Below are 21,267 nucleotides of genomic sequence, written 5' to 3'. Positions count from 1 at the left end.
CCCCGCTTTCTCTCCGTCCCCGCTTTCTCTCAAATCCGTCCCCGCTTTCTCCCGGCCATTCAGTCCCGCAACGCCTGAAACCGCGCTATCGCCTCTTTCCGACTCTCCTTCAAATCCACAATCGGCCTGGGATACCCCCCAGGTATCACCCCGCCTTTACCCGGATTATGAACCCGCTTGCTGTCCAGCTTCGCCAGTTCCGGCACCCAGTGGCGAATAAACTCGCCGTCTGCATCAAAGCGTTCGCCCTGGGTCATGGGGTTAAAAACTCGGAAGTAGGGCGACGCATCGGTGCCGGTAGACGCACTCCACTGCCAGCCGCCGTTGTTGGATGGCAGGTAGCCGTCCGCCAGTTTTGACATGAAATAGGCCTCGCCCCGGCGCCAGTCAATAAACAGATTTTTGGTCAGAAACATCGCCGCCACCATCCGCAGACGGTTGTGCATCCAGCCGGTGGCGTTGAGTTGGCGCATGGCGGCGTCTATCATCGGTATGCCTGTTCGACCATTTTTCCAGGCTTCGAAATGCTCGTCGGCCGTGTTCCAGTGTAGGGCTTCGGTTTCGGGCTTGAACGCCCGGTGCATGCTCACTCGCGGGCAGTGGTAAAGAATGTGAATATAAAAATCACGCCAGGCCAACTCGGTCACCCAGGTAAAAAACCCTTCCTCGGCGTCGGCTTTGCTGGCAATTGACTGTTTCAGTTGCCACGCCGCCTGCACACACTGGCGCCCAGAAAGCGCACCTATGGCCAGGTAGGGCGACAATTTGCTGGTGCCATCAATTGCAGGAAAGTCGCGGTCTTTCTTGTAATCACCCGCCCGCTCCTGCAAAAAATCCTGTAGGGCATCGTGGGCGGCGTTCTCCCCTGTGGTCACTAACGCCGGCGGTGCCTCGCCAAACAGCGCATCCACCTCTTTCTTCAGAATCACGCTGCTGCTGTTTTTAACGTCGGTGCCTGTTATCGCTTCGCCCACTTTCTTCGGCACCGCTAACAAAGCCGGTTGCTGTTCTTCCTGCCAGCTGCGCCAGCGCCGGGAAAACGGCGTGAACACCGAATAAGGCTCACTTTGTTGGGTCAACACTTCGCCTACCGGCACGGCAGCCTGGTCACGGTACTTGCTGACTTTAATGCCAAGCGTGTCCAGCCGTGGCTTCAGCGCTTTATCGCGGCGGCGCTCGTTCACGCCGTATTCTTCGTTAAAATGAACCTGGCTAATCTTGTGCTTGCGGCAAAACGCTTCCAGCGTACCCAGCGACTGCTCAAAGTCTGCGGCGCGCAAAAAACTCAGGGCAATGCCCAGTTTGGCCAGTTCCTGTGCCAGCGCATCGGCGTGGTCTAGCATCAGGCGCACCTTGGCCGCCGACCAGTCGTGGCTGAGCCACTGCCCCGTTGTGACTATAAAGCAGGCTTCAACCGGCTCGCCGGATGATTGCGCAGCGCTCTGGCAGGCGGCGGCCAGGGCCGGATTGTCGGCGGCTCTGAGGTCGTTACGGAACCAGACCAGCTGAGTCATGGTGTCTCCTGAGTGTTGGCTAAAGGGGTTGTGCAGAGCTAACCATACGGGTAATTACACTGCGCACAGCCAATAAAATCACGCGCTTATCTATTCGCTGCTATTGTGGTATTGGATTATAGTGAGCGCAACATGGCGACTGACAAAACAGGAAGATAACCTGCGTATGAAACAGCCCGCAGAGTGCTCTTTACAGCATTCTCCACAGCATTCTCTAGCCGCTGACCAGCGCTGGAAATCCAGCAGCGATGACGGCCTGTGGGCCAGCCCGTACACCCTGAAATCTGGCGAAACCCAACACCATAGCCTGGGCCACTCGCAAATCTGGGTGACCTTGCTGGACATGGAATGGCAAATTCGCTCCCAGCAGGCAGAACAGCAGCAGGTGCCTAAAGACTGGAAGCTGGTCACCGGCCACTCACTGCCATCGTCAGACATCCCGGTGCAGCGTTTCATCCGTAACAGCGATGCCGAAATGGTGACCTACGTTCCCGCCATGGCGGACCGCCCAACGGTTATTCGGCCTTACCAGCCGCTGTGCCGTTACCCCGGTTAATATCCTCAATTCGCCCCTGCGAACCCCTGGGCCCGGCCCGGGAACACGTCAGCCGCGGGCGCTTTGTGCGCACTCTGGACCGGATTTTCGGTTGACCTTTTATGTGGCTGACCTTCCATTTAATTGACCTTTTATTTGATCGGCCTTCTATTTGAGTGGTACAGGCCAGGAGAAAACGTACCGTGTTAGAACAATTAAAACACATGGCTGCCAGCGTGATTGATGGCATTGCCTGGGGCCAATGGTTCAGTTCGCTGTTTCTGTTTGGCCAGTCGCCGGTAGCCATCCAGTTTGCCGCAGGGTACCCACTCCGAGCTAGGTGTGGGGTGAATGCGGCGCCGTGTTTGTATTAATTTTGCCAACAACGCTGTATGGATGTACAGTCCGTGGTAATCTGTGATTATGATTGTTCGCCAAGGCTTTAAATATCGACTCGACACCAATGACGCTCAGAGCGCCCGCTTGCGGGTTCTTTGTGGTCATGCGCGGTTCGTGTGGAATCAGGCACTGGCGTTGTGCAATGAAGCGGCTCAAACGGAAGGCCAGTACGTGCCTCGCTACGAGTCGATGGCGAAATGGGTGACGGACTGGAAAAAAGACTCGGAAACTGAGTGGTTGAAAGAAGCGTACACCGACAACCTGCAACAGAAACTCAAAGACCTGGATACCGCTTGGCAACGGTATTTCAAGAAAATCGGTAACGCACGGCGCCCGCGATTTAAGAAGAAGGGCCGCTCTCGCGACAGCATCCGATTCGTGAATTTTCACAAATACTGCAAGCTGGAAGGTCGGCGGGTAAAGCTACCGTCCGGGCTAGGTTGGATCACATTCTGCAAGTCTCGTGACATCCTTGGCACCGTTAAAAACTGCACAATCGGGTTTGACGGCGGTCACTGGTTTATCAGCTTCCAGACCGAACGCCAGATCGATCAGCCCAAGCACTCATCTCGCTCGATGGTGGGTTTAGATCTGGGCGTTACTCGGTTCTTTACCCTGTCCGATGGAACGGTGAAGGAGCCGGCTAGTTCGTTCAAAGCACATCAGCACCGGCTGACCAGAGCGCAACGCGCCTTGGCTAAAAAGGTGAAATTCTCGGCCAACTGGCAAAAACAGAAGGCCCGCATAAACCGGATTCACACCCGCATCGCCAGCGTCCGGAGAGACTATCTTCACAAAACCTCGACCACGATCAGCAAAAACCACGCAATGATCGTGATTGAGGATTTGAAGGTCAGCAATATGTCTCGTTCGGCCAAAGGCACCACGGAAAATCCGGGCACCAATGTTGCCGCAAAATCCGGCCTAAACCGGTCGATACTGGATCAGGGCTGGCACGAATTCCGGCGACAACTGACCTACAAGCAGGCGTTCCGGGGCGGTGAAGTGCTGGCCGTGCCAGCGCATTACACCAGTCAAACGTGCCCAGTCTGTCAGCATATAAGCGCCGACAACCGGAAGACGCAAGCTCGGTTTGAGTGCGTCGAATGCGGGTTTTCGGAGAACGCCGATCTGGTAGGTGCAATAAATATCAAAGCGCGAGGACATCGCGTTCTAGCCTGTGGAGAGTCGGCGTTAGCCGCTCGATGAAGCAGGAACCGACTATCCGAGTGATCAGGTAGCACCCTCTTTTGGGAATCCTCTTCCTGAGTAATCAGCGAAGGGAGGGGAGGATGTCAAACATCGGTTTAACCTGCCGCTGGTGAACGAAGGCGAGGCGATTTATCGGAATGCGCGGTTCGACGAGCTCGGCGAAGCAGAAAAAGCCATGGACTATTTCCGCGACAGCATGGAATCGGAAGTCAGCGAAGCGGTATTGCCGGTTCACCCCTGGGATGAACTGCAAAAATAATAATGTCGCCCATTGCGGGCGGGTTGACTATAGTCAGATTAAGCAAGCCCACGCCTAAGCAGTGGGGATGAACGTGAAAATCATACTTTTGACTGATAAGAACAGGAGAGGGCGTTGGTATAGTGTGATCCTGATAGTTCTATCACAGCAAGAACACAATAATAAACGGAGTAGTCTCCCAATGATAAAAAACCAACACGCGCCGCGTATCTGGAAGCGACTGCCGCTGGCGATTGCCATCGCGGCCGGCTTTTCCGGTTATGCCTCAGCTTATTCCTTCGATTCCGAGAAATTGGGCGGCGTAGAAGCCCAGCTCAATACCACATTGTCTGCAGGTGCTACCTGGCGTACCGAGAACCGTGACAAAGGCCTGGTGGGCCTTGGTAACGGAGGTACAGCCTCTTCGACCAACTACGACGACGGCAACCTGAACTTCGACAAGGGCGATACGGTTTCCAAACTTGTCAAAGGCAACAGCGAGCTCTTCCTCAGTTACGATGTCGACAGCAGTGTGCTCACCCGAGTGGGTGCGCTGGTTCGTGGCCGCTATTGGTATGACTTCGAACTGAAGGATGAAAATCGTCAGTTCGCGCCACTAAGCTCGGATGGAAGAGACAACGCCTCCGGCGGTGAAATTCTGGATGCCTTTATTTTTACCGACTGGTACTTTGGTAATGTTCCAGTAAGTGCACGCTACGGCAACCAGGTGGTCAGCTGGGGTGAAAGCACCTTCATTCAGGGTGGCATTAACACCATTAACCCTATCGACGTAAACGCTTTTCGCGCCCCAGGCGCCGAACTGAAAGACGCTCTGCTACCGGTAGAGATGTTTTATCTCTCTGCGGGTATTACCGAAAACGTGACCATAGAAGGCTTTGTTCAGACTGACTGGGAAAAAGTGCGCACCGATGATTGCGGCACATTCTTCTCCACAGTGGATTTCGTGGCTGATGGTTGTGGGCCTGTTTATCTTGCCGGCCAACTCCCTCAAGAAACCAACGCAACTTTTCCACAGTTCGTTTCACAAAGGGTTGGGGATCGCGAAGCCGACAGCAAAGACCAGTTCGGTGTGGCCTTGCGTTGGTATGTGCCTGCTTTAAACGATTCTGAAATTGGTCTCTATTACATCAAGTACAACAGTCGTTTGCCCTACGTTAGCGGTATCGTGAGAACTGGGGGGGTAGGAACTACGCCAACCGTTTTTATTGAATATCCTGAAAATATTGACCTTTACGGCATCAGTATCAACACTACAATACCGGGCGGTTGGTCACTTGGTGCCGAGTACAGCTTCCGCAAAGACTTGCCGTTACAGTGGAACGCGTTTGAGCTGCTCCTTGCAGGAAACGAGTCTGGAGTCAGCCTGCTGGAACAGAGAACCCGCGAAAGATTGGGTTTGTCCAGCACCGATTCTATTGCGGGTTTGACTGCTCCAGGCTTCGATCGTTATGACGTGTCCCAGGCTCAGTTCACTCTGATTAAATTCTTTGACCAGGTCATGGGCGCCAATCGCCTTTCGCTGATTAACGAAGTGGGTGCAACATACGTTCATGGACTGCCGGGTTACGATGAGGCGCGTTATGGCCGATCGGGCGCTTTTGGTATTGGACCAACGGAGGTTGCGGCTCTGGGCGGACAGGATATTTGCGGCACATCATTTAATGTAGGTGCAGGCTCGCAGCCGCCGGCAAACCTCAACACCGCCTACTGCGAAAACGAAGGCTTCACCACCGACTTCTCCTGGGGCTATCGCACCCGCTTGGTATGGGATTACCTGAACGCATTCTCTGGCGTGAACCTGTTCCCGCGTTTGGCCTGGAGTCACGATGTCAAAGGCTACGCCCCGCAGCCCGGTGGCGCGTTTAACGAAGGCAACAAATCGATTGGCTTGGGCTTAGAGGCGGTGTATCAGAACAAGGTCAGTGCTGATATCAGCTATACCAACTACTTCGGTGGCAAACCCTATAACGACTCCAGAGACCGCGATTTCATCAGCGCGAGCGTTTCCTACTCGTTCTAATCCGTCTCTCATTCGTTTAGCGAGGTGATAACTATGAAATTGAACAAAAAATTACTGACCACCGGAATTCTTGCGGCATCGCTGTTCAGCATGAACGCCTTTGCCGCGGTGTCAGGCAGCGAGGCCGCCAAGCTGGGCGATACGCTGACCCTGATGGGCGCAGAGCAAGCTGGCAATGGCGGCGCTATTCCGGCCTTTGAGGGTGGCTTGACCACCCCGCCGGCCGGCTACAAGAACGATGGCATTTATGTCAATCCGTTCCCGTCAGATACGCCAGAATTCACCATCGATCGCAGCAACGTGGATCAGTACCGCGATAATTTGTCACCGGGCCAGGTGGCGATGATCGAAAAGTACGACAACTTTGTGATTCCGGTGTATCAAACCCGCCGTACCATGGCGTACCCGCAAGCCGTGCAGGAGCAAACCCGCGCCAATGCCACCACGGTGAAATTGAAAGAAGGCGGTTCCGGGCTGGAAAATTACCAGGCCGGCACGCCTTTCCCGATGCCACAAAGTGGCCTGGAAGTTTACTGGAACCACATCACCCGTTACCGCGGCGGCTCGGTGCTGCGTAACATTGGCCAGGTAACACCCACAGAAAGCGGCGATTTCAGCGTAGTGCGGTTTCAGGAAGAGTTGACCTACCGCACCTTCCTGGAAGACGCCAATCAGAACCCCGATCCCAACGTGCTGTTTTACTTTAAGCAGGCCATCGTAGGGCCGGCTCGGCTGGCAGGTAACGTGCTGCTGGTGCACGAAACCATCGACCAGATCGCCGAACCCCGCCGTGCGTGGATTTACAACGCCGGCCAGCGTCGTGTTCGCCGTGCGCCTCAGGTAGCGTATGACGGCCCGGGCACGGCGTCCGACGGCATGCGTACCTCTGATAACCTGGACATGATGAACGGCGCCCCAGACCGCTACAACTGGGAGCTGGTGGGCAAGAAAGAAATGTACATTCCGTACAATTCCTACAAGCTGCTCGATCGTGATATCAAGTACACCGATATCGTGCGGCCTGGCCACATCAACCAGGAACTGGCCCGTTATGAACTGCACCGGGTATGGCATGTGCGCGCTACTTTGAAGGAAGGCGAGCGCCACATCTATGCCAGGCGTGACATCTACTTTGACGAAGATTCCTGGCAGGCAGCGGTGATTGACCAGTATGACGGCCGCGGCGAGCTGTGGAGGGTGTCAGAAGCCCACGCCGTTCAGTTCTACGATCGCGATGTGCCCTGGTACGCCGTTGAAACCATCTACGATCTGCTTTCTGGCCGCTATCTGGTGTTGGGCCTGACGAACGAAGAAGCCAACCCGTACGAGTTCGGTATTCAACGGCAGTCCCGTGACTACACTCCGGCCGCGCTGCGCAGGTCTGGTGTGCGCTAGTTCTTAAAAAAGTCGATTGTAGGAAGCATCTTGTAGAAAGTACTTTTTAAATAGAAAGTACCTGAAATAAAAAGGCGGGCCTTGGTGCCCGCCTTTTTTATGCTAATCTGCGCTGTACCTTAATCGCGGCCGCTAAGCCGTCGATTATAATGCCACTATTGGAATTTGCCGGTCAGCGCAGGGCTTTTGTTCGCCACGCGCCGGTATCGACGGGGCAGTGCGTGAAACAAGTTGAACAGGGTAAAGCAGCAAACGACGAATTCCAGACCGCTAACAGCGCGCTTCAGCGTGGCGAGCGGGTACGTGAGCTCCTGCAGCAGCGGGTAAAACGGCCATTTGATGAAAAACATCTGCAAGGTTTGCTGGTTCGGCCAGAGTTAAATCAGGCGCTGATGGCCAACGTGGTGCCCGCCGGATTGCTGAACATTCACGGCCCTTGCGGCTATGGCAAATCGGCCGCCGCTACGCAGGCGTTGTTGGCGTCTGATTTCTGCCCCGCTCATATTCGCTGGTTAACCCTGAACGCTCAAGATAACGCCCCCGAGCGTTTTTTAATGCTTCTAGCGGTAGCGCTGAATCAGCCTGAACCTGCACACAGCGGAGCATTTGCCGACGGTTTGCAGTGGTTGCTGGCGGCCACAGAACGGCCCGACTCGGCCAGCCTTCTGCCTCGAGTGCTGGTGCTAGACAATCTGGATGCAATCAACAATCCGGCGGCCTTGGCCTTGTTGCAACAACTGGTGGATAACCTGCCAGCGCAACTGCGCTTGCTGGGCATATCCCGCGGCCCGCTGGCTATCAGTACCCATTCTCTGGAACTCCAAAACCGTTTCACCAGCCTTGGCCCGGATAAACTTGAATTCAGCCGCAGCGAAGTGTTTGAGTTTTTTGCCGGTGAACTTCAGCAACAGCAGTTGACCACCGTTGCGGTAGACCATCTTTACAGCCTCACCGAAGGCTGGCCAACGCCCCTGGGGCTTTACCGCGGTGAGTTGCGCAGTGATCGCGAGCGCAAAGCCCTGCAAGACACCGCAAGCGTTCAGCGTTTTCTGGCAGACGCCGTATTGGGCCGTTACACAAAGGCGCAGCTGTTGGCGCTGCGCGCGCTGGCCGAGCTTGACGTGTTTTCTGACGATTTATTCGCTGCGCTGGCGGATACCACGACTGAATTAGCCTTAGCACCTCCACAAACAGTGCTCTCGCAGATAACGCCTACACCGACAACACTCTCACAAATAGTACCTTCAGAGGCGGTCGAGCGCGGTTTGCCGGCAAAGCTTATGGCCGGCCGTGGCCGCTGGTATCGGCTGAATCCACTGTTGCTGGACTGGTTGCAAACGCTGGCGTTGAACGGCAGTGCTCAGCGCATGTTGCGGGTGAGTGAGTGGTTCGCCCAGCGCCGGCAGTACTCCGAAGGCTTGAAATACGCTCTGTTGTCCGCAGACGTGGCGCAGATTCGGCGCATGGCAGCGGAAGGCTCTGAAGCTCTGCTGCTGGGGCAAGACACCGCATCGCTGTTACGCCTGCGGCGTAGCTTGCCGGCAACGGTGCTGGCCGCCAATCCGCGGCTGCGGTTGGTTTTTGGCTGGGTACACGCCATTGGCGGGCAATGTCGCCAGGCAACCGAGCTGGTTGAACATCTGGGCGAGGTGGAAACACACGATATTCCACTTGGGCGAATTCAGGCCTTACAGGCGTTTATTGCTCGCGGCCAGGGCCAGGTAGAGCCGGCCCTTGTGCTGGCCGAAGCTGCCCTCGAAGATCCGGAGTTATCCGTTCAGGGCCAGCTGGTTACCCAACTGGTGCGATCCAGCGCCTTGTGTGCCCTCGGCCGTTTCGCCGATGCCCGGCAGGCCAGCCGCGAAGCCGCACGCCTGGCGCGACAGGCTGGCGATACTGGCTCCGAAGCCCTGGCGGTTTACGCCCATGCCCGCATCGAACTGAGCAAAGGCGAACTTCGCCATACCGAACACCTGCTGCGCAGCAGTCTGGATACGGCCATGCAAGAACTGGCGCGGCCGGCGCGGGTAGGGGAAATCCGGCTACAGCTGAATCTCGCGCTGGTGTTATGGCACCAGGGTAGATATCAGGATGTAGACCGGGTTTTGGCCGTGTGCACCCGGCAAGCCGAACAAACCCGGGATCTGGGCTTGTTAATGGCCATGTGTTTGCGGGTATTTATCTGCCGCAGCCAGGGCCATTTTGACGAAGCCTTTGCCTGGATTGCCCGCGCCGAACGCACCATGCAGTCGTGGCAGGTCGACGGCGACCTTTACGTGCCGGTACTGGAAGCATTGAAAGCATCGTGCTGGCTGGCACAGCGCCAGCCAGACAGAGCGGCCCAGGCGCTGGCCAAAATATTGCCTTATCGCCAGGCTGGCTATTCACCGGAACTCTTCCCCACCATGCCGGGGCTGATGGATTGCCTGCAAGTGCGCATTGCCATGGCCCGCGGGGAATATGGCGCGGCCAGAACCCGGCTGAATGGCCTGCGTGCTGGCTATCGCGATGCTATTCCCATGGGCGTAGACATGCACATGAGCCTGTTAGACGCCGCGCTGCTTGCCCGGGAAAAAAGTCCTGCCCAAGCCGTCAAACGCCTGGTCAGTATTGTTGAGTTGGCGGCCAAAGAGCATTTCATCAGCCCGTTTAACGAGCTAAAACAAGAACTTGAGCCGCTGCTACGGCAAACGTTTGACCAGCTCCCAGCCGATGTTTTCACCGACGCCCTGGCAAAACTGTTCGGCATCAAGGCCGCGACAAGCACGGTTGCGCCCCTGGCCGAGCCAATCAGCGAACGGGAAAAAGGCGTATTGGAGTGTATTGCCCGCGGCCTGTCGAATCAGGAAGTCGCAGACAAACTGCACATTTCACTGCACACCGTCAAAACTCACGCCCGCCGCATAAACGCCAAACTGGGTGTAAAATCCCGTACCCAGGCCATTGTTCGAGCCCGCGAACTGGGCGTGCTCTAACTCGCTATGCTTCGAGATAATAGACGCTTCTAGCGCGGCAGCAGCTCGTCTATATCGCGCGCGCTGGCCAGTTGTTGCAGATGAGCCGGGTTTTGATCTTGCAAGATCTCGGCAAACGCCTGATCGTAAACGGTCAGGTTGTTATGGCGAATCATTGCCGTTATCTCGCCTATGTATTCTTCCCCGCGCTCGGAGTAAAGCTCCAACCCCGCGGCCAGCCCCTTGCCAGACAGCGGTTCCTGTTGTTTGCGATCAGTCAGGCGAATATCCCGTAATGTTTGATAAGCAGGGTGGCGGTTCAGGTTCTGGATATAGGCCAGTACCGAACGATAGGGAGAAGAGAACGTCGCTACCTCGTGGCTGGCGCCCGATACCCGGCTAAGCGGAACCAGGCCGCAGCCAGCCGAGAAGCACCATTGGCCGAAAAGATTGTTCCCTTCCACCGCAAAACGCGACGTGCCCCAAGCGGACTCGTTAGCCGCCTGGGCCATAATCAGCGACGGCGGTATTACGTCCAGGCGCCTTTTCAGCTTGGCAATCTGGGCCTTGCCCGCCAGCGCGAGATCTACCCGCAGGCGCTTGGCTTCGTCTTTCAGCCATTGTTTTTCTTTGCCGGTAAGCTCGGATTTTGCAGCTAAAGCGTCCAGGTACTTGCGTTCCAATAAAATGCGGCTGTTGGCCAGCACAATGCGCGGGAACAGAAATTCAAAAAAAGCCGCTTTTTTTTCGTCAGTATCTGCGTAGCCAGAAAAATCTGGCAAGGGCGCATTGGCCCAGCTGGGTAGCGCCGGTAGCGTGGCAAACTGAAACTCTTCGCCGGCATCGTCACGGCTGCTGAACGCACCAGGTGACGGTTTATAAAATGCGCCAAATAAAGCACCGGCAAGGAGTAATAGAGCGAACGCCAGAGCATGACGCTTCTTGGCAGCGGAGGAAGGTGCGCCTGTGTTAACTGACATATCACCTCTGGGCTCGGTAATAACCTGATTGGTTATTGTGGTTAGGTGATTAAAATACCAGCAGCGCGGCCAATACACAAAAATCCCCGGGCCGCAGTGCGCGGGCCGGGGATTTTTTCAGGTTCGGCAGCAAATTGATCAGAAGTACAATTTCATACCGGCCATAAGGCCTTCGTCCAGGTTCAGATCTTTGCTGCCATCCAAATCTGTGTTCAGGTAGCGGTAACCGGCAAACAACTCTGCGTTACGAATCACACGGTAACTAACGCGGGCTTCAAGGCTGGTCATGTCATCGGAATCGCCAAACGCCAGAATGCTGGGTGCGTAGTGCAGGCCGCCAGTGACTGACAGGCCCGGTACATCGGGAATGTTCACAGTTGCATAGCCGCCCAGCGCCAAAGCGCCGCCGTCAACCCGGTCATCATCCCAGCCGATCAAGCGCATACCAAGGCCTGCTGTGGTCGGCAGATTACCAAGGGCCGTGCGGCCTTGGGCGTGAAAGTCCACGTTACCGATATGGCGGCTGCCTTCGTGGTAGGTATAACCGGCGCCCAACTGCATGTCGTCGCGGCTGTCAAAGAAGTTCATCTGTGCCTTTGCGGAATCTGTGGTCAAGCTCAGGTCAACGTCGCTGGCCAGCGCAGGTGCTGCGCCCATAGCAAGTGACAGGGCCATCAGTGAAATTTGTGAGGCTTTCATAATGCTACCTTATTGGTAATGAACGGTTCATGAACGAGCGTGGAAGCTGCCGGCAATGGCGGAAGGCTCCGTGTACAACGGTAATGCATATGATGGTAAAGCGCGCGCCGGTAACCCACAACTTAAAAGTCCGTAACAGCTGGGTATGAACGGTCAGCACAATCCACACTGTTTTTTTCAGATGGTTTGAAAACGGCTACAAACAGTGCGCTCAGTGCTGGGTGTCGTCTTCCAACTGGTCCAGTTGGTCCAGATCTTCCGAGCTTACATTCTGTGCCGGTACCCGGTATTCCTCATTGGCCCAGGCGCCCAGGTCAATCAACTTGCAGCGGTGCGAGCAGAATGGGCGCTCCGGATTGGCATCGGTCCATTCCACGGTTTTACGGCAGGTGGGGCATTCAACGTTCATGGCAACCTATAGGCAATGGGCGTGAGTGTAAGGGCTTCAGTGGCGTCTTTGGCGTTATGGCGGGGCATAAGTGTCAGTTACGCCGAACAATGTTGCCAGAAAAATACATCTCCAGCCGCAAAATCAGCGAGCTGTCGTCTTTAAACGAATTGTCCCGCGCAAATTGCATCGCCGGAATAACCTCTCCGAACAACCAGTCGCTGTACATACGATAGCGCCAGGTCACGTCGGCAAAGGCTTCGGTGGTACGCCAGCCGGGCTGGCTTTCACCCAGCACGCCAATACGGGGCGTAAGCACCGCACGGTTATTCAACCGTTTGCGCACACTGAACACCTGGGCTGCCACAAACTCCCTGTCGCTGTGCACCCACTCAAGCTCAGACGAGTTTATAAACTCCCAGCCCTTACCTAAATCGTGCCGCGCCTCAAACCAGCTGCGCGAGCCCCAGCCGTTTTGATGGTAATAATAAAAACGCTGTTGAGCCAGCAAGCCCCAGTCTCCAGATGGCCGCCAGTTCTTGCGCACGGTGGCGCGCCAGAAAGCATCGGGGGGCAAGTGCAGGCGCGCGCCAAAATCATTGGAGAAATTAATCGAGTCACCCAATTGGCCCAAAAACCGGAGAGCGCCCGCGGTACCGGTTGAAGAGCGTTCCGGTTCCGTAAGCTGACGGTCGCGCTGCCGCTCTGCCAGCGGAATCAGCTCTTCGCTTTCGCTTTCAATGACCAGTCTCAGCTTTTTGCGTGCGGTGGGTATATCCACCCGAAAGCGCGCCTCTGGCTCAAAATTCAACACTGTGCCGGCGCGGGTTTCGGTGGCAAAGCTTAGGCGCAAATAACTTTCGTTCAGCGGCAGGCTGTGACTTTCGCCGGACAGGGTTCTGTCTGCCCACTGCCCCAGCTGTCCCACACGCTCACCCTGAGTGCGCTCCTGCAACAGCACCCAGTTACTGAAGGTCATCCAATAAGAGTCTTCCGGCTCGGCCCAATAATCTTCTGGGGCGAAGTCGTAAAAGTTGCTGGGTAACGCCTGCGGGGCAAGGTGCTGGGGAATAGATCGCTGGTGGAATTGTATTGAAGGTTCCAGCGCATAGGCTGAGGGCGCTGTAAGCACTGCAGCAATAGTAAGGAAACTGGCGCCAAATACCTGGCGCCGGTTAATGGCCAAATTCCACCAGCAGCGCATTGTGGGCGTCTCGCACCTGTTGGCGCACGTTGTCTTTGGTGCCGCCGTTATCAATAATCAGGTCGGCCTTATCAAGCCGCTGCTGGCGCGGAATCTGGGCGGCAATAATGCGTTTAACCTGGTCTCGCGGGTTGTTGTCTCGGGCCATGGTGCGCTGTATTTGCACGCTTTCCGGGCTGTCTATCACAATCACCCGCTCGGTCATGGTGTGCTGAATCGTTTCAAATAACAGCGGCGACACCAGCAACACGTAAGGCAAGTTGTAGTCGTCGGGCTTTAGCTGGCGCTCCAGTTCTGTGTGAATAATCGGGTGTATCAATTCTTCTAACCACCTTCGCTCGTCGGCGTCATCAAACACCAGCTTGCGCAAGGCTGCGCGATTCAGAGCGCCACCAGACGTCAAAATGTCGTGGCCAAAATGCTGGGCAATCAGTTCCAGCGCCCGGGTGCCAGGCTCTACCACCTGACGGGCGACATCGTCTGCGTCTACCCAATGCACGCCAAAGGCGCCAAAGAGGCTGGCAACCATTGATTTTCCTGATCCAATACCACCGGTCAGCCCCACAATTTTGGGTGCCATACGCGCGCCTACTCCTTATGAAACCAAGGCTATGTAGCCAAGCTTATAAATCAAGCTTATGCATCAAGTTTATACACCAAGAAAACCGAACCATACACCCACAATTTCATCACCAAACCACAAACACAGCAAGCCAGCCGTGGCCAAATAAGGCCCGAAGGGAATGGGCACCTCTCGGCCTTGCTGTTTGAACACCATCAAGGCTATACCAACGGCTGCGCCCACAACAGAGGACAACAGAATAACCGCCGGCAATAACGTCCAACCCAGCCAGGCGCCCAGCGCTGCCAGCAGCTTGAAATCGCCGTAGCCCATGCCTTCCTTGCCGGTCACCAGCTTGAACAGCCAGTACACCGACCAAAGCGCCAGGTAACCGACAACGGCGCCCCAGAATGCTTCGTTAAAAGGCACCAGCTGGCCGAAGTAATTCACAATCAGCCCTAACCACAGCAAGGGCAGGGTGATGGAGTCTGGCAGCAGTTGAGTATCAAAATCAATCATCGTCAGCGCTACCAGCGCCCACACCAGCAATAACGCCCAAAGCGCCGCAGGTGTTGGCCCCAGCAGGTACACGGTAAGCACCGAGAACGCCGCTGTTACCAGCTCAATAATCGGGTAGCGCACTGAAATCGGTTCGCTGCAACGGGCGCATTTGCCTTTCAGTAACAGGTAGCTGATAACCGGAACATTCTGCCAGGCGCGAATGCCGTGGCCGCAGTGGGGGCAGGTAGAGGCCGGCTTTGACAGATTCAGCACCTTCGCCGGTTCCCGCCTGGCATCCGGCACTTCCAAAAGCTCTTCACACTGGCAGCGCCACTCCTGCTGCATCATCACCGGCAGGCGAAAAATAACCACGTTCAGAAAACTGCCAATGCACAAAGACACGAAGGCAACCGTGCTGTACAGCAACCAGGGTGTGTCCAGAAAAATGCTTAAATCGACCATGAATTACCCAACAACCTGGCCCATTTGGAAAATTGGCAGGTACATGGCGATGATCAAACCACCCACCAGAACACCCAATACCGACATAATCATCGGCTCCATCAGCGCAGTCAGGTTGTCTACCATGTCATCCACTACGGCCTCGTAGTGCTCGGCGACTTTTTCCAGCATTTCGTCCAGGTTACCGGATTCCTCGCCAATCGCCGTCAGCTGAACCGCCATCACCGGAAACACGTTCTGCGCGCGCATAGAGGCTTGGAGCTGGGTACCGCTGGAAACATCACTACGAATGCGCATAATCGCATCGCGATAAACCGCGTTGCCGGTAGCGCCCGCCACGGATTCAAGGGCGTCCACAAGGGGCACACCAGCTGCGAAGGTGGTTGAAAGCACCCGGCCAAACTTCGCGACGGCGGATTTGTCCAGAATTTCTCCCATAACCGGCACTTTCAGCACATATTTGTCGACAATGTCTGAAAACTTCTGTGACCGCCGTTTTGACTCTTTGAATAAAACAATGGTGCCGACAATGCCCAGCATCACCACGAACCACCAGGTTTGCATCCATTCTGACAGGCGCACCACCATCTGGGTGAACACCGGTAGTTCCGCACCAAACCCGTTAAACAGCGATTCAAACTGCGGCACTACTTTTACCAGCAAAATGGCCGTTACCACGATCGCAACCACCACAACGGCGATGGGGTACGTCATTGCCTTTTTGACTTTTTTCTTCAGAATTTCTGTTTTTTCCATATAGGTGGCGATACGGTCGAGCATCTTCTCGAGCGCACCGGCTTTTTCGCCGGAATCCACCAGGTTACAGTAAAGGTCGTCAAATTGGCGGGGGTGTTTGCGCAGAGCGCCGGCGAAACTGGTGCCAGACGCAATGTCGTTCCGAACCGACATCACCAGTTCTTGTAAGCCTTTGTTTTCCAAGCCGTCCGATACAATGTCAAAGCTTTGCACCAGGGGTACACCGGCTTTCATCATGGTGGCCAGCTGGCGGGTGAGCATGGCAATGTCAAAGGGTGTGATTTTTTTGCTGCCACCGAACAAAGGCTTGGATTTCTTTTTCACCTTGTCTGGAATTATGCCCTGCTTGCGCAACTGGGCCTTGGCCAAAGCCAGGCTTACGCCAGACATTTCACCCTTGGCTTTGTTGCCCCGACGATCTTTGCCTTCCCAGACGTAGGATTCCAGTTTGTTCGCTTTTTGAGCCATGCTTAATCCTTGGTCACGCGGTTGGCTTCTTCAAGGCTGGTTACACCCTCAATCACTTTTAACAGGGCGGATTGGCGCAGGGTTCGGAAGCCTTCGGCCTGAGCTGCTTTTGCAATCTTGATAGAACTGGCCTCTTCCATAATCATGTTGGCCAGCTGCTCGGTCACTTTCACCACCTCGTAAATGCCAACGCGGCCTTTATACCCATTAGTGCATTTATCACAGCCCTTCGGGTGGTGCAACGTGAACCCTGTGTCAATTTGTTCAGTTGAGAACCCTTCGGCTAAAAGCACGTCTTTCGGGATGTCTCCAGCCTGTTTGCAGCTGCAAAGTCGCCGGCCCAGGCGCTGGGCAATAATCAGGCTGACAGACGTGGCAATGTTAAACGCCGGCACGCCCATGTTCGTCATACGGGTTAAGGTTTCCGCAGCGCTATTGGTGTGCAGGGTGGATAACACAAGGTGACCGGTTTGCGCCGCTTTGATGGCAATGTTGGCGGTTTCCAGATCCCGAATCTCGCCCACCATGATGACGTCGGGGTCTTGCCGCAAAAACGCCCGTAGCGCTTCGGCAAAGCCAAGCCCTACTTTGTTGTTCACGTTTACCTGATTCACGCCTTCCAGGTTAATTTCCGCTGGGTCTTCCGCGGTGGAAATATTGCGCTCGTCGGTGTTCAGAATATTCAGGCCGGTATACAGCGATACGGTTTTACCGGAACCGGTGGGGCCCGTGACCAAAATCATGCCCTGTGGTTGCGCCAGGGCGTCCATATACAGCTTTTTCTGGTCTTCCTCATACCCAAGGGCATCAATGCCCAGCTTAGCCTGGCTGGGGTCCAGAATACGCAGTACAATTTTTTCGCCCCACAAGGTGGGCAGGGTGTTCACCCGAAAGTCGATGGACTTGGTTTTGGACAGCCTCATTTTCATGCGGCCGTCTTGCGGCAGACGCCGCTCGGAAATATCCAGCTGCGCCATGATTTTTATTCGCGCGGATATTTTCGGTGCCAGCTTTATAGACGGTCGCGACATTTCTTTCAAAATGCCGTCAGTGCGAAAGCGTACACGGTAGGTTTTCTCGTAGGGTTCAAAGTGAACGTCTGAAGAGCCCCCGCGAATCGCGTCCAGCAGCATTTTGTTCACATACTTTACAATGGGCGCATCGTCTATTTCTGCAACAACAACGGCGCTGTCGTCCTCGTTTCCATCCGCGCCTTCTGTTTCGATACCTTCAAGGTCTGAATCGGCCAAGTCGCCCATGGAGCTTTCGTTAGACGCCAGATGCTTTTCAATAGCCGCCCGCAGCTTGGCGTCGTCCACCAGAATCGCATCGGTGCTTAAGCCGGTGTTGAACTTGATTTCATTCAGAGCCTGAACGTTGGTGGGGTCACTCACTGCAATAAACAGCCGGTTGCCACGTTTATACAGGGGCAGGGCGTTGTGCTTGCGCAGCAGCTTTTCGTCCACCAGCTTGTAGGGCATCATTTCCGGCAAAAATGCATCCAGGTCCAGCACGGAAATGCCAAATTCCATAGCTGCTGAAAACGCCAACGCGGAACTGTCTGCCAACTTGTGTTGGGTCAGATAGGTGATCAGCGGAATACGAGTCTGAGAAGCCTGAAAAAAGGCGTCTTTGGCCGTAAGTTCATCCAGCAGGCCGTCGCTTACAAAGCGCCGTGCCAGGCCCGTTAAGGTGATGTTGCTTGTGTTTGCTGTCATAGATTAGGGCGCTGCAGCCTGACGGTTGGGGTGCGAGTAATTGCGAGGCTTGAGTTTAGATGGGTGGGGGCGGTTTGGAAAGCTTGTGATGGGCTGGGGGTATGTGGGTTGTGAATGACAAAAATTGTCAGGTTTTGACGTGGGGTGGTGGGTTTTTTGTTCTTTGGTGAATGGGGGCTAGTTCGCGAAAGGTGGTAGTGCATTGATTTATTGTGATATTTATGAAAATTAAACAATTGGCACGGGCGCTGCTTGATGTCGGGTAAGGTGAAAGATTTTCAAACGATAACGATAGAGGCGTTCTTATGAGAAATATGCAAATGAAGCATGGTCAGCAGGGTTTTACACTGATTGAACTGATGATTGTTGTGGCTATTATTGGTATTTTGGCGGCGATTGCTATTCCGCAGTACCAAAATTACATTGCTCGCTCGCAGTTTTCTGAGGCGCATACCTTGCTTGGTGGTGCGCGGGTGTCTGTGCAAGAGAAAATTGATTCCGGAAGCGGGATTACCTTCGCTGATCTAGGTCTACAAACGGCCGGGGAATATGGCACCGTTTCTGGGGGCAATGTCGCCGATGGGACTACCTCGTATGATTTAATTTATACATTTTCAGGGGCCAGTCCTAACTTGAATGCCGGATTAGTTTCATACTCGTACGACGGTACATCGGGCCAATGGACTTGCACAACAGACATTGATCAGCAGTACGTCTCGAAGTGTGGTGCAAGTTAATCGATTGGTTAATTAGTTTAAGAAAAATAATTTTGGACATTCACAGTTTCGAATGAGCTAGTTATTGAAAGCCCGAGGGTTCTTCCCCGGGCTTTTTTATTTTTTTTGTGTTTAAACCTGATTGCTAAAAGCCGATTTGATTCATTCCTGTGAAATGATTTTGGGCAGGAACGACATAGTCTTTTTTATTTACTACGAGAAAAGCATTATGAATGAGGGAGCGATGCAAAAAGCTTGTAGTTTGGCTCTCTGTTTACTGACTGTTGCGTTCTTCTTGCTAGTTCTATTTGCTGATTTTATTCCGATGCAGGTAGGCAGTTATGCGGCTCAGCGGTTTTTTATTTTAGGATTTTTGGGGTTTTTTGTTGTCTTTTCATTAGGGTTTTTAATCTATCGTGATGGCTTTCGGTGGTTAGTAGATATTTTTCCCGCTGCAATGTTGTCTGTCGGATTTATTTTGTTGTCGTTGCCATTTTGCAAGATTGCATTCGCCTGGGTGGAGCCTGGTATGTATGCGTTATTTTTTCTGGGATTTGTGCTGGCTGGCCGTTTGCCGAGGCAGTGGGTGCAAAAAGAGCGCTGGTTAACCATTCTGGTTGGCGTAGCTGCTATTACGTCAGCGTTTTACGGTGCGTCTACCTTCACAGTTTATCTTTTTGCAATGTCGGATAGCGTGGCGAATTTATCAACATACATTCCGTGGGGATTTGTAAGTATCCGTTACTGGGGCCATATAGCAACTTGGCTGCTGCCGTTGCTGCCCCTTGCGGTGTTGGTGGGGCCTCTTCAAAAGCAAAGGTTGTGGCGTTTATCCGTCGCGATAGGTGCGGCACTCTGGTGGTGGATTGTTTTCCTTTCATCTTCACGCGGAACCATGTTGGGCGTTGCGTTTGGTGTCTTTTTAGCAGCGGTGTTGATTGGACGGCCAGCTGTACCTTGGTTGAAAGTGTTTTTTAAATATCTGGTTTATGGCGTCATTGCCTGGTTTTTACTTTCGGTGCTAATTCCGTCTGTGCTGTTAGATGAAGTGAGTATGCGCACACTGAAATCAGACACGTCTGGGCGCATGCCATTGTTCATTGAAGCTTGGCGCATGAGCCTTATTGAGTTTCCACTCGGGTTGGGGCCTCAGTCTTGGCTGACCCATGAAATAATCACAGAAGGTTATCGGAAATCGCCAAAATTCGGCCATCCACACAACATGTACTTAATGTGGGCGGCGGAATATGGATGGTTGTTGATGGTCGGGCTTTTAGTTTTGGCGGCGCAGGCAGTGCGTCTGTTCTGGAGGCGCCGAAATGAGTTGGTGCACGATGATACGAAAGCTCTGCCGTTAGCCGCTTTCACTGCTTCGGTGTCAGCCGCATTATTACACGCTGGAGTTTCGGCCGTTTTAATGGCGCCTGGTTCTATGTTGATTGGTTTTCTGGTGCTTTCAGTGTTCTGGGCGCTGATCAGCGATGACAGCGTAACTTCAACGAATAAACCGACAACAAAACGAACGATAGTCGCGTTAGCAGTAGCTTTGGCTGGGGGTCTGCTGTGCCTGACCTGGTTAAAAGAGGTTAGGGCTTACCACTCTGCGATGATTGTTGATGAGGTCTTTTACTATGAAAACGTGCCGATGGGTACATTGCCAAGATTTTGGCTTCATGGAAACTTTCCACGTCACGAGTCACAAATGCCTTAATTTTAAATCTGACTATGGACTGGACAGGCATAAATCTGACTATGGACAAAAATCTGATCATGGACAGGCACAACGAATATCTCGATTGATCACATGGTTACAAAGAAGGCCCGCAACAGGNTTGACCATGGGCTTCGGATCATGGACGGGCACAGCTTAACCCACAGCTTGGCTCGCGGATCATTCTCAAANTACCTCCTAGTGTTTGCTGTTGGTAAACTTTTTAAGTAAACTTTGTTTATGTACAAACTGACTTACAAAAAATCAGCCCTCAAAGCGATTCGGAAGATGCCCAAGCCGCAGGCNCAAAAGCTGTTGCACGAACTGGAAACTATGGCGCAAAACCCTTACGCCTATCGGGGTGACTGGAAGCTCATGAAAGGCGAACCGTATTGGAGGCTGAGGCAGGGTAGCTACCGAGCAATTTGCAGTATTGAACAGGGCGAGTTGATGGTTTTAGTGTTGAAGCTTGGTTCGAGAGGGGATGTTTACAAATGAGTGCGCAAATTATTGAGCGTGAAGGAAAACCAGAGTATGCCGTGCTGCCCTATGATGAGTATTTGAAGCTCGTAGAGCTGGCGGAAGACGTACGGGATCTCGCGGATGCCAAAAAAGCNACGCTTGAGCTCGCCAGCGGGGAAGANGAAGCCATACCCGTCGAGACAGTTAACCGCTTGATGGCTGGTAACGATCATCCGCTGAAAATCTGGCGGGAGTATCGCCAGCTTACCCAAGAAGTTTTAGGGACTACTGCTGGCGTCGGCAAGTCTTATATCAGTCAGATTGAATCGGGCAGTAAGTCTGGCTCGGCTAA

19 protein-coding genes and 1 pseudogene are annotated in these 21,267 nt (G+C 54.0%); 11 read left to right on the top strand and 9 right to left on the bottom strand.

Going from position 1 to position 21,267, the window contains the following annotated elements:
• Positions 1 to 59: 59 nt before the first annotated feature.
• Positions 60 to 1,514, bottom strand: a complete 1,455-nt coding sequence (gene phrB / locus A3OI_RS0113565) for a deoxyribodipyrimidine photo-lyase (RefSeq protein WP_018404805.1) — start codon at positions 1,512 to 1,514, stop codon at positions 60 to 62.
• Positions 1,515 to 1,680: 166 nt separating this feature from the next.
• Between phrB and A3OI_RS21210 the strand changes: the two genes are divergently transcribed.
• The 7 genes and pseudogenes from A3OI_RS21210 (at position 1,681) to A3OI_RS0113530 (ending at position 10,309) form a co-directional block, all read left to right on the top strand.
• Positions 1,681 to 2,070, top strand: coding sequence for a hypothetical protein (locus A3OI_RS21210; RefSeq protein ID WP_018404804.1), 390 nt, complete (start codon positions 1,681 to 1,683; stop codon positions 2,068 to 2,070).
• 182 nt (positions 2,071 to 2,252) lie between these two features.
• Positions 2,253 to 2,423, top strand: coding sequence for a hypothetical protein (locus A3OI_RS22830; protein ID WP_155903134.1), 171 nt, complete (start codon positions 2,253 to 2,255; stop codon positions 2,421 to 2,423).
• Between the two features lie 49 nt (positions 2,424 to 2,472).
• Entirely contained in the window at positions 2,473 to 3,657 is a 1,185-nt protein-coding gene (locus tag A3OI_RS0113550) for an RNA-guided endonuclease InsQ/TnpB family protein (protein WP_018404802.1), read from the top strand.
• Between the two features lie 100 nt (positions 3,658 to 3,757).
• Positions 3,758 to 3,919: pseudogene (locus tag A3OI_RS22825) on the top strand (succinylglutamate desuccinylase); the annotation flags it as partial.
• A gap of 181 nt (positions 3,920 to 4,100) precedes the next feature.
• The gene (locus A3OI_RS0113540; protein WP_018404800.1) at positions 4,101 to 5,939 is read left to right on the top strand and encodes a DUF1302 domain-containing protein; all 1,839 of its coding nucleotides are present in this window, start codon (positions 4,101 to 4,103) and stop codon (positions 5,937 to 5,939) included.
• 33 nt (positions 5,940 to 5,972) lie between these two features.
• On the top strand, positions 5,973 to 7,334 hold the full coding sequence (locus A3OI_RS0113535) for a DUF1329 domain-containing protein (protein ID WP_018404799.1): 1,362 nt from the start codon (positions 5,973 to 5,975) through the stop codon (positions 7,332 to 7,334).
• A 149-nt stretch (positions 7,335 to 7,483) separates the two neighbouring features.
• Positions 7,484 to 10,309, top strand: coding sequence for a LuxR C-terminal-related transcriptional regulator (locus A3OI_RS0113530; RefSeq protein ID WP_018404798.1), 2,826 nt, complete (start codon positions 7,484 to 7,486; stop codon positions 10,307 to 10,309).
• Between the two features lie 29 nt (positions 10,310 to 10,338).
• On the opposite strand, the gene A3OI_RS0113525 is transcribed toward A3OI_RS0113530, so the two are convergent.
• The 8 genes from A3OI_RS0113525 to pilB form a co-directional block, all read right to left on the bottom strand.
• Positions 10,339 to 11,268, bottom strand: a complete 930-nt coding sequence (locus A3OI_RS0113525; protein ID WP_018404797.1) for a glucosaminidase domain-containing protein — start codon at positions 11,266 to 11,268, stop codon at positions 10,339 to 10,341.
• A gap of 138 nt (positions 11,269 to 11,406) precedes the next feature.
• The gene (locus A3OI_RS0113520) at positions 11,407 to 11,967 is read right to left on the bottom strand and encodes a YfaZ family outer membrane protein (protein ID WP_018404796.1); all 561 of its coding nucleotides are present in this window, start codon (positions 11,965 to 11,967) and stop codon (positions 11,407 to 11,409) included.
• A gap of 211 nt (positions 11,968 to 12,178) precedes the next feature.
• The gene (gene yacG / locus A3OI_RS0113515; RefSeq protein ID WP_018404795.1) at positions 12,179 to 12,376 is read right to left on the bottom strand and encodes a DNA gyrase inhibitor YacG; all 198 of its coding nucleotides are present in this window, start codon (positions 12,374 to 12,376) and stop codon (positions 12,179 to 12,181) included.
• Positions 12,377 to 12,449: 73 nt separating this feature from the next.
• Positions 12,450 to 13,559: a hypothetical protein gene (locus A3OI_RS0113510; protein ID WP_018404794.1), complete on the bottom strand. Its 1,110-nt coding sequence runs from the start codon at positions 13,557 to 13,559 to the stop codon at positions 12,450 to 12,452.
• Complete coding sequence (coaE, locus tag A3OI_RS0113505) at positions 13,531 to 14,139, bottom strand: dephospho-CoA kinase (protein WP_018404793.1); 609 nt, start codon at positions 14,137 to 14,139, stop codon at positions 13,531 to 13,533. The genes A3OI_RS0113510 and coaE overlap by 29 nt, the downstream gene beginning before the upstream one ends.
• 69 nt (positions 14,140 to 14,208) lie before the next feature.
• The gene (locus tag A3OI_RS0113500; RefSeq protein ID WP_018404792.1) at positions 14,209 to 15,084 is read right to left on the bottom strand and encodes a prepilin peptidase; all 876 of its coding nucleotides are present in this window, start codon (positions 15,082 to 15,084) and stop codon (positions 14,209 to 14,211) included.
• A gap of 3 nt (positions 15,085 to 15,087) precedes the next feature.
• On the bottom strand, positions 15,088 to 16,308 hold the full coding sequence (locus A3OI_RS0113495) for a type II secretion system F family protein (protein ID WP_018404791.1): 1,221 nt from the start codon (positions 16,306 to 16,308) through the stop codon (positions 15,088 to 15,090).
• Between the two features lie 2 nt (positions 16,309 to 16,310).
• On the bottom strand, positions 16,311 to 18,026 hold the full coding sequence (gene pilB, locus A3OI_RS0113490) for a type IV-A pilus assembly ATPase PilB (protein ID WP_018404790.1): 1,716 nt from the start codon (positions 18,024 to 18,026) through the stop codon (positions 16,311 to 16,313).
• Between the two features lie 320 nt (positions 18,027 to 18,346).
• On the opposite strand from pilB, the gene A3OI_RS0113485 reads away from it, so the two are divergent.
• The 4 genes from A3OI_RS0113485 to A3OI_RS0113470 form a co-directional block, all read left to right on the top strand.
• Entirely contained in the window at positions 18,347 to 18,763 is a 417-nt protein-coding gene (locus A3OI_RS0113485) for a pilin (RefSeq protein ID WP_040475087.1), read from the top strand.
• A 208-nt stretch (positions 18,764 to 18,971) separates the two neighbouring features.
• Positions 18,972 to 20,453 (top strand): O-antigen ligase family protein, encoded by a 1,482-nt coding sequence (locus A3OI_RS0113480; protein WP_177313711.1) that lies wholly within the window; start codon positions 18,972 to 18,974, stop codon positions 20,451 to 20,453.
• Between the two features lie 240 nt (positions 20,454 to 20,693).
• On the top strand, positions 20,694 to 20,951 hold the full coding sequence (locus A3OI_RS0113475) for a type II toxin-antitoxin system RelE family toxin (protein WP_018404787.1): 258 nt from the start codon (positions 20,694 to 20,696) through the stop codon (positions 20,949 to 20,951).
• Positions 20,948 to 21,267, top strand: a 320-nt coding sequence (locus A3OI_RS0113470; RefSeq protein ID WP_018404786.1) for a helix-turn-helix domain-containing protein, incomplete at its 3' end; no start/stop codon positions are given. The genes A3OI_RS0113475 and A3OI_RS0113470, both read left to right, overlap by 4 nt.

The organism is Marinobacter gelidimuriae, assembly GCF_000372805.1.
Classification (GTDB): Bacteria; Pseudomonadota; Gammaproteobacteria; order Pseudomonadales; family Oleiphilaceae; genus Marinobacter; species Marinobacter gelidimuriae.
Note: the sequence above shows the minus strand (reverse complement) of the source record. Positions and strands in the feature narration are given on the sequence as shown.

What these genes read in the sequence shown, in the direction of transcription:
- A3OI_RS0113530 (WP_018404798.1), top strand. Translation starts at nt 7,484, where the DNA reads ATGCCACTATTGGAATTTGCCGGTCAGCGCAGGGCTTTTGTTCGCCAC.
- phrB (WP_018404805.1), bottom strand. Translation starts at nt 1,514, where the DNA reads ATGACTCAGCTGGTCTGGTTCCGTAACGACCTCAGAGCCGCCGACAAT.
- A3OI_RS0113525 (WP_018404797.1), bottom strand. Translation starts at nt 11,268, where the DNA reads ATGTCAGTTAACACAGGCGCACCTTCCTCCGCTGCCAAGAAGCGTCAT.
- A3OI_RS0113485 (WP_040475087.1), top strand. Translation starts at nt 18,347, where the DNA reads ATGAAGCATGGTCAGCAGGGTTTTACACTGATTGAACTGATGATTGTT.
- A3OI_RS0113520 (WP_018404796.1), bottom strand. Translation starts at nt 11,967, where the DNA reads ATGAAAGCCTCACAAATTTCACTGATGGCCCTGTCACTTGCTATGGGC.
- coaE (WP_018404793.1), bottom strand. Translation starts at nt 14,139, where the DNA reads ATGGCACCCAAAATTGTGGGGCTGACCGGTGGTATTGGATCAGGAAAA.
- A3OI_RS0113480 (WP_177313711.1), top strand. Translation starts at nt 18,972, where the DNA reads ATGAATGAGGGAGCGATGCAAAAAGCTTGTAGTTTGGCTCTCTGTTTA.
- A3OI_RS0113540 (WP_018404800.1), top strand. Translation starts at nt 4,101, where the DNA reads ATGATAAAAAACCAACACGCGCCGCGTATCTGGAAGCGACTGCCGCTG.
- pilB (WP_018404790.1), bottom strand. Translation starts at nt 18,026, where the DNA reads ATGACAGCAAACACAAGCAACATCACCTTAACGGGCCTGGCACGGCGC.
- A3OI_RS0113495 (WP_018404791.1), bottom strand. Translation starts at nt 16,308, where the DNA reads ATGGCTCAAAAAGCGAACAAACTGGAATCCTACGTCTGGGAAGGCAAA.
- A3OI_RS21210 (WP_018404804.1), top strand. Translation starts at nt 1,681, where the DNA reads ATGAAACAGCCCGCAGAGTGCTCTTTACAGCATTCTCCACAGCATTCT.
- yacG (WP_018404795.1), bottom strand. Translation starts at nt 12,376, where the DNA reads ATGAACGTTGAATGCCCCACCTGCCGTAAAACCGTGGAATGGACCGAT.
- A3OI_RS0113535 (WP_018404799.1), top strand. Translation starts at nt 5,973, where the DNA reads ATGAAATTGAACAAAAAATTACTGACCACCGGAATTCTTGCGGCATCG.
- A3OI_RS0113510 (WP_018404794.1), bottom strand. Translation starts at nt 13,559, where the DNA reads ATGCGCTGCTGGTGGAATTTGGCCATTAACCGGCGCCAGGTATTTGGC.
- A3OI_RS0113500 (WP_018404792.1), bottom strand. Translation starts at nt 15,084, where the DNA reads ATGGTCGATTTAAGCATTTTTCTGGACACACCCTGGTTGCTGTACAGC.
- A3OI_RS0113550 (WP_018404802.1), top strand. Translation starts at nt 2,473, where the DNA reads ATGATTGTTCGCCAAGGCTTTAAATATCGACTCGACACCAATGACGCT.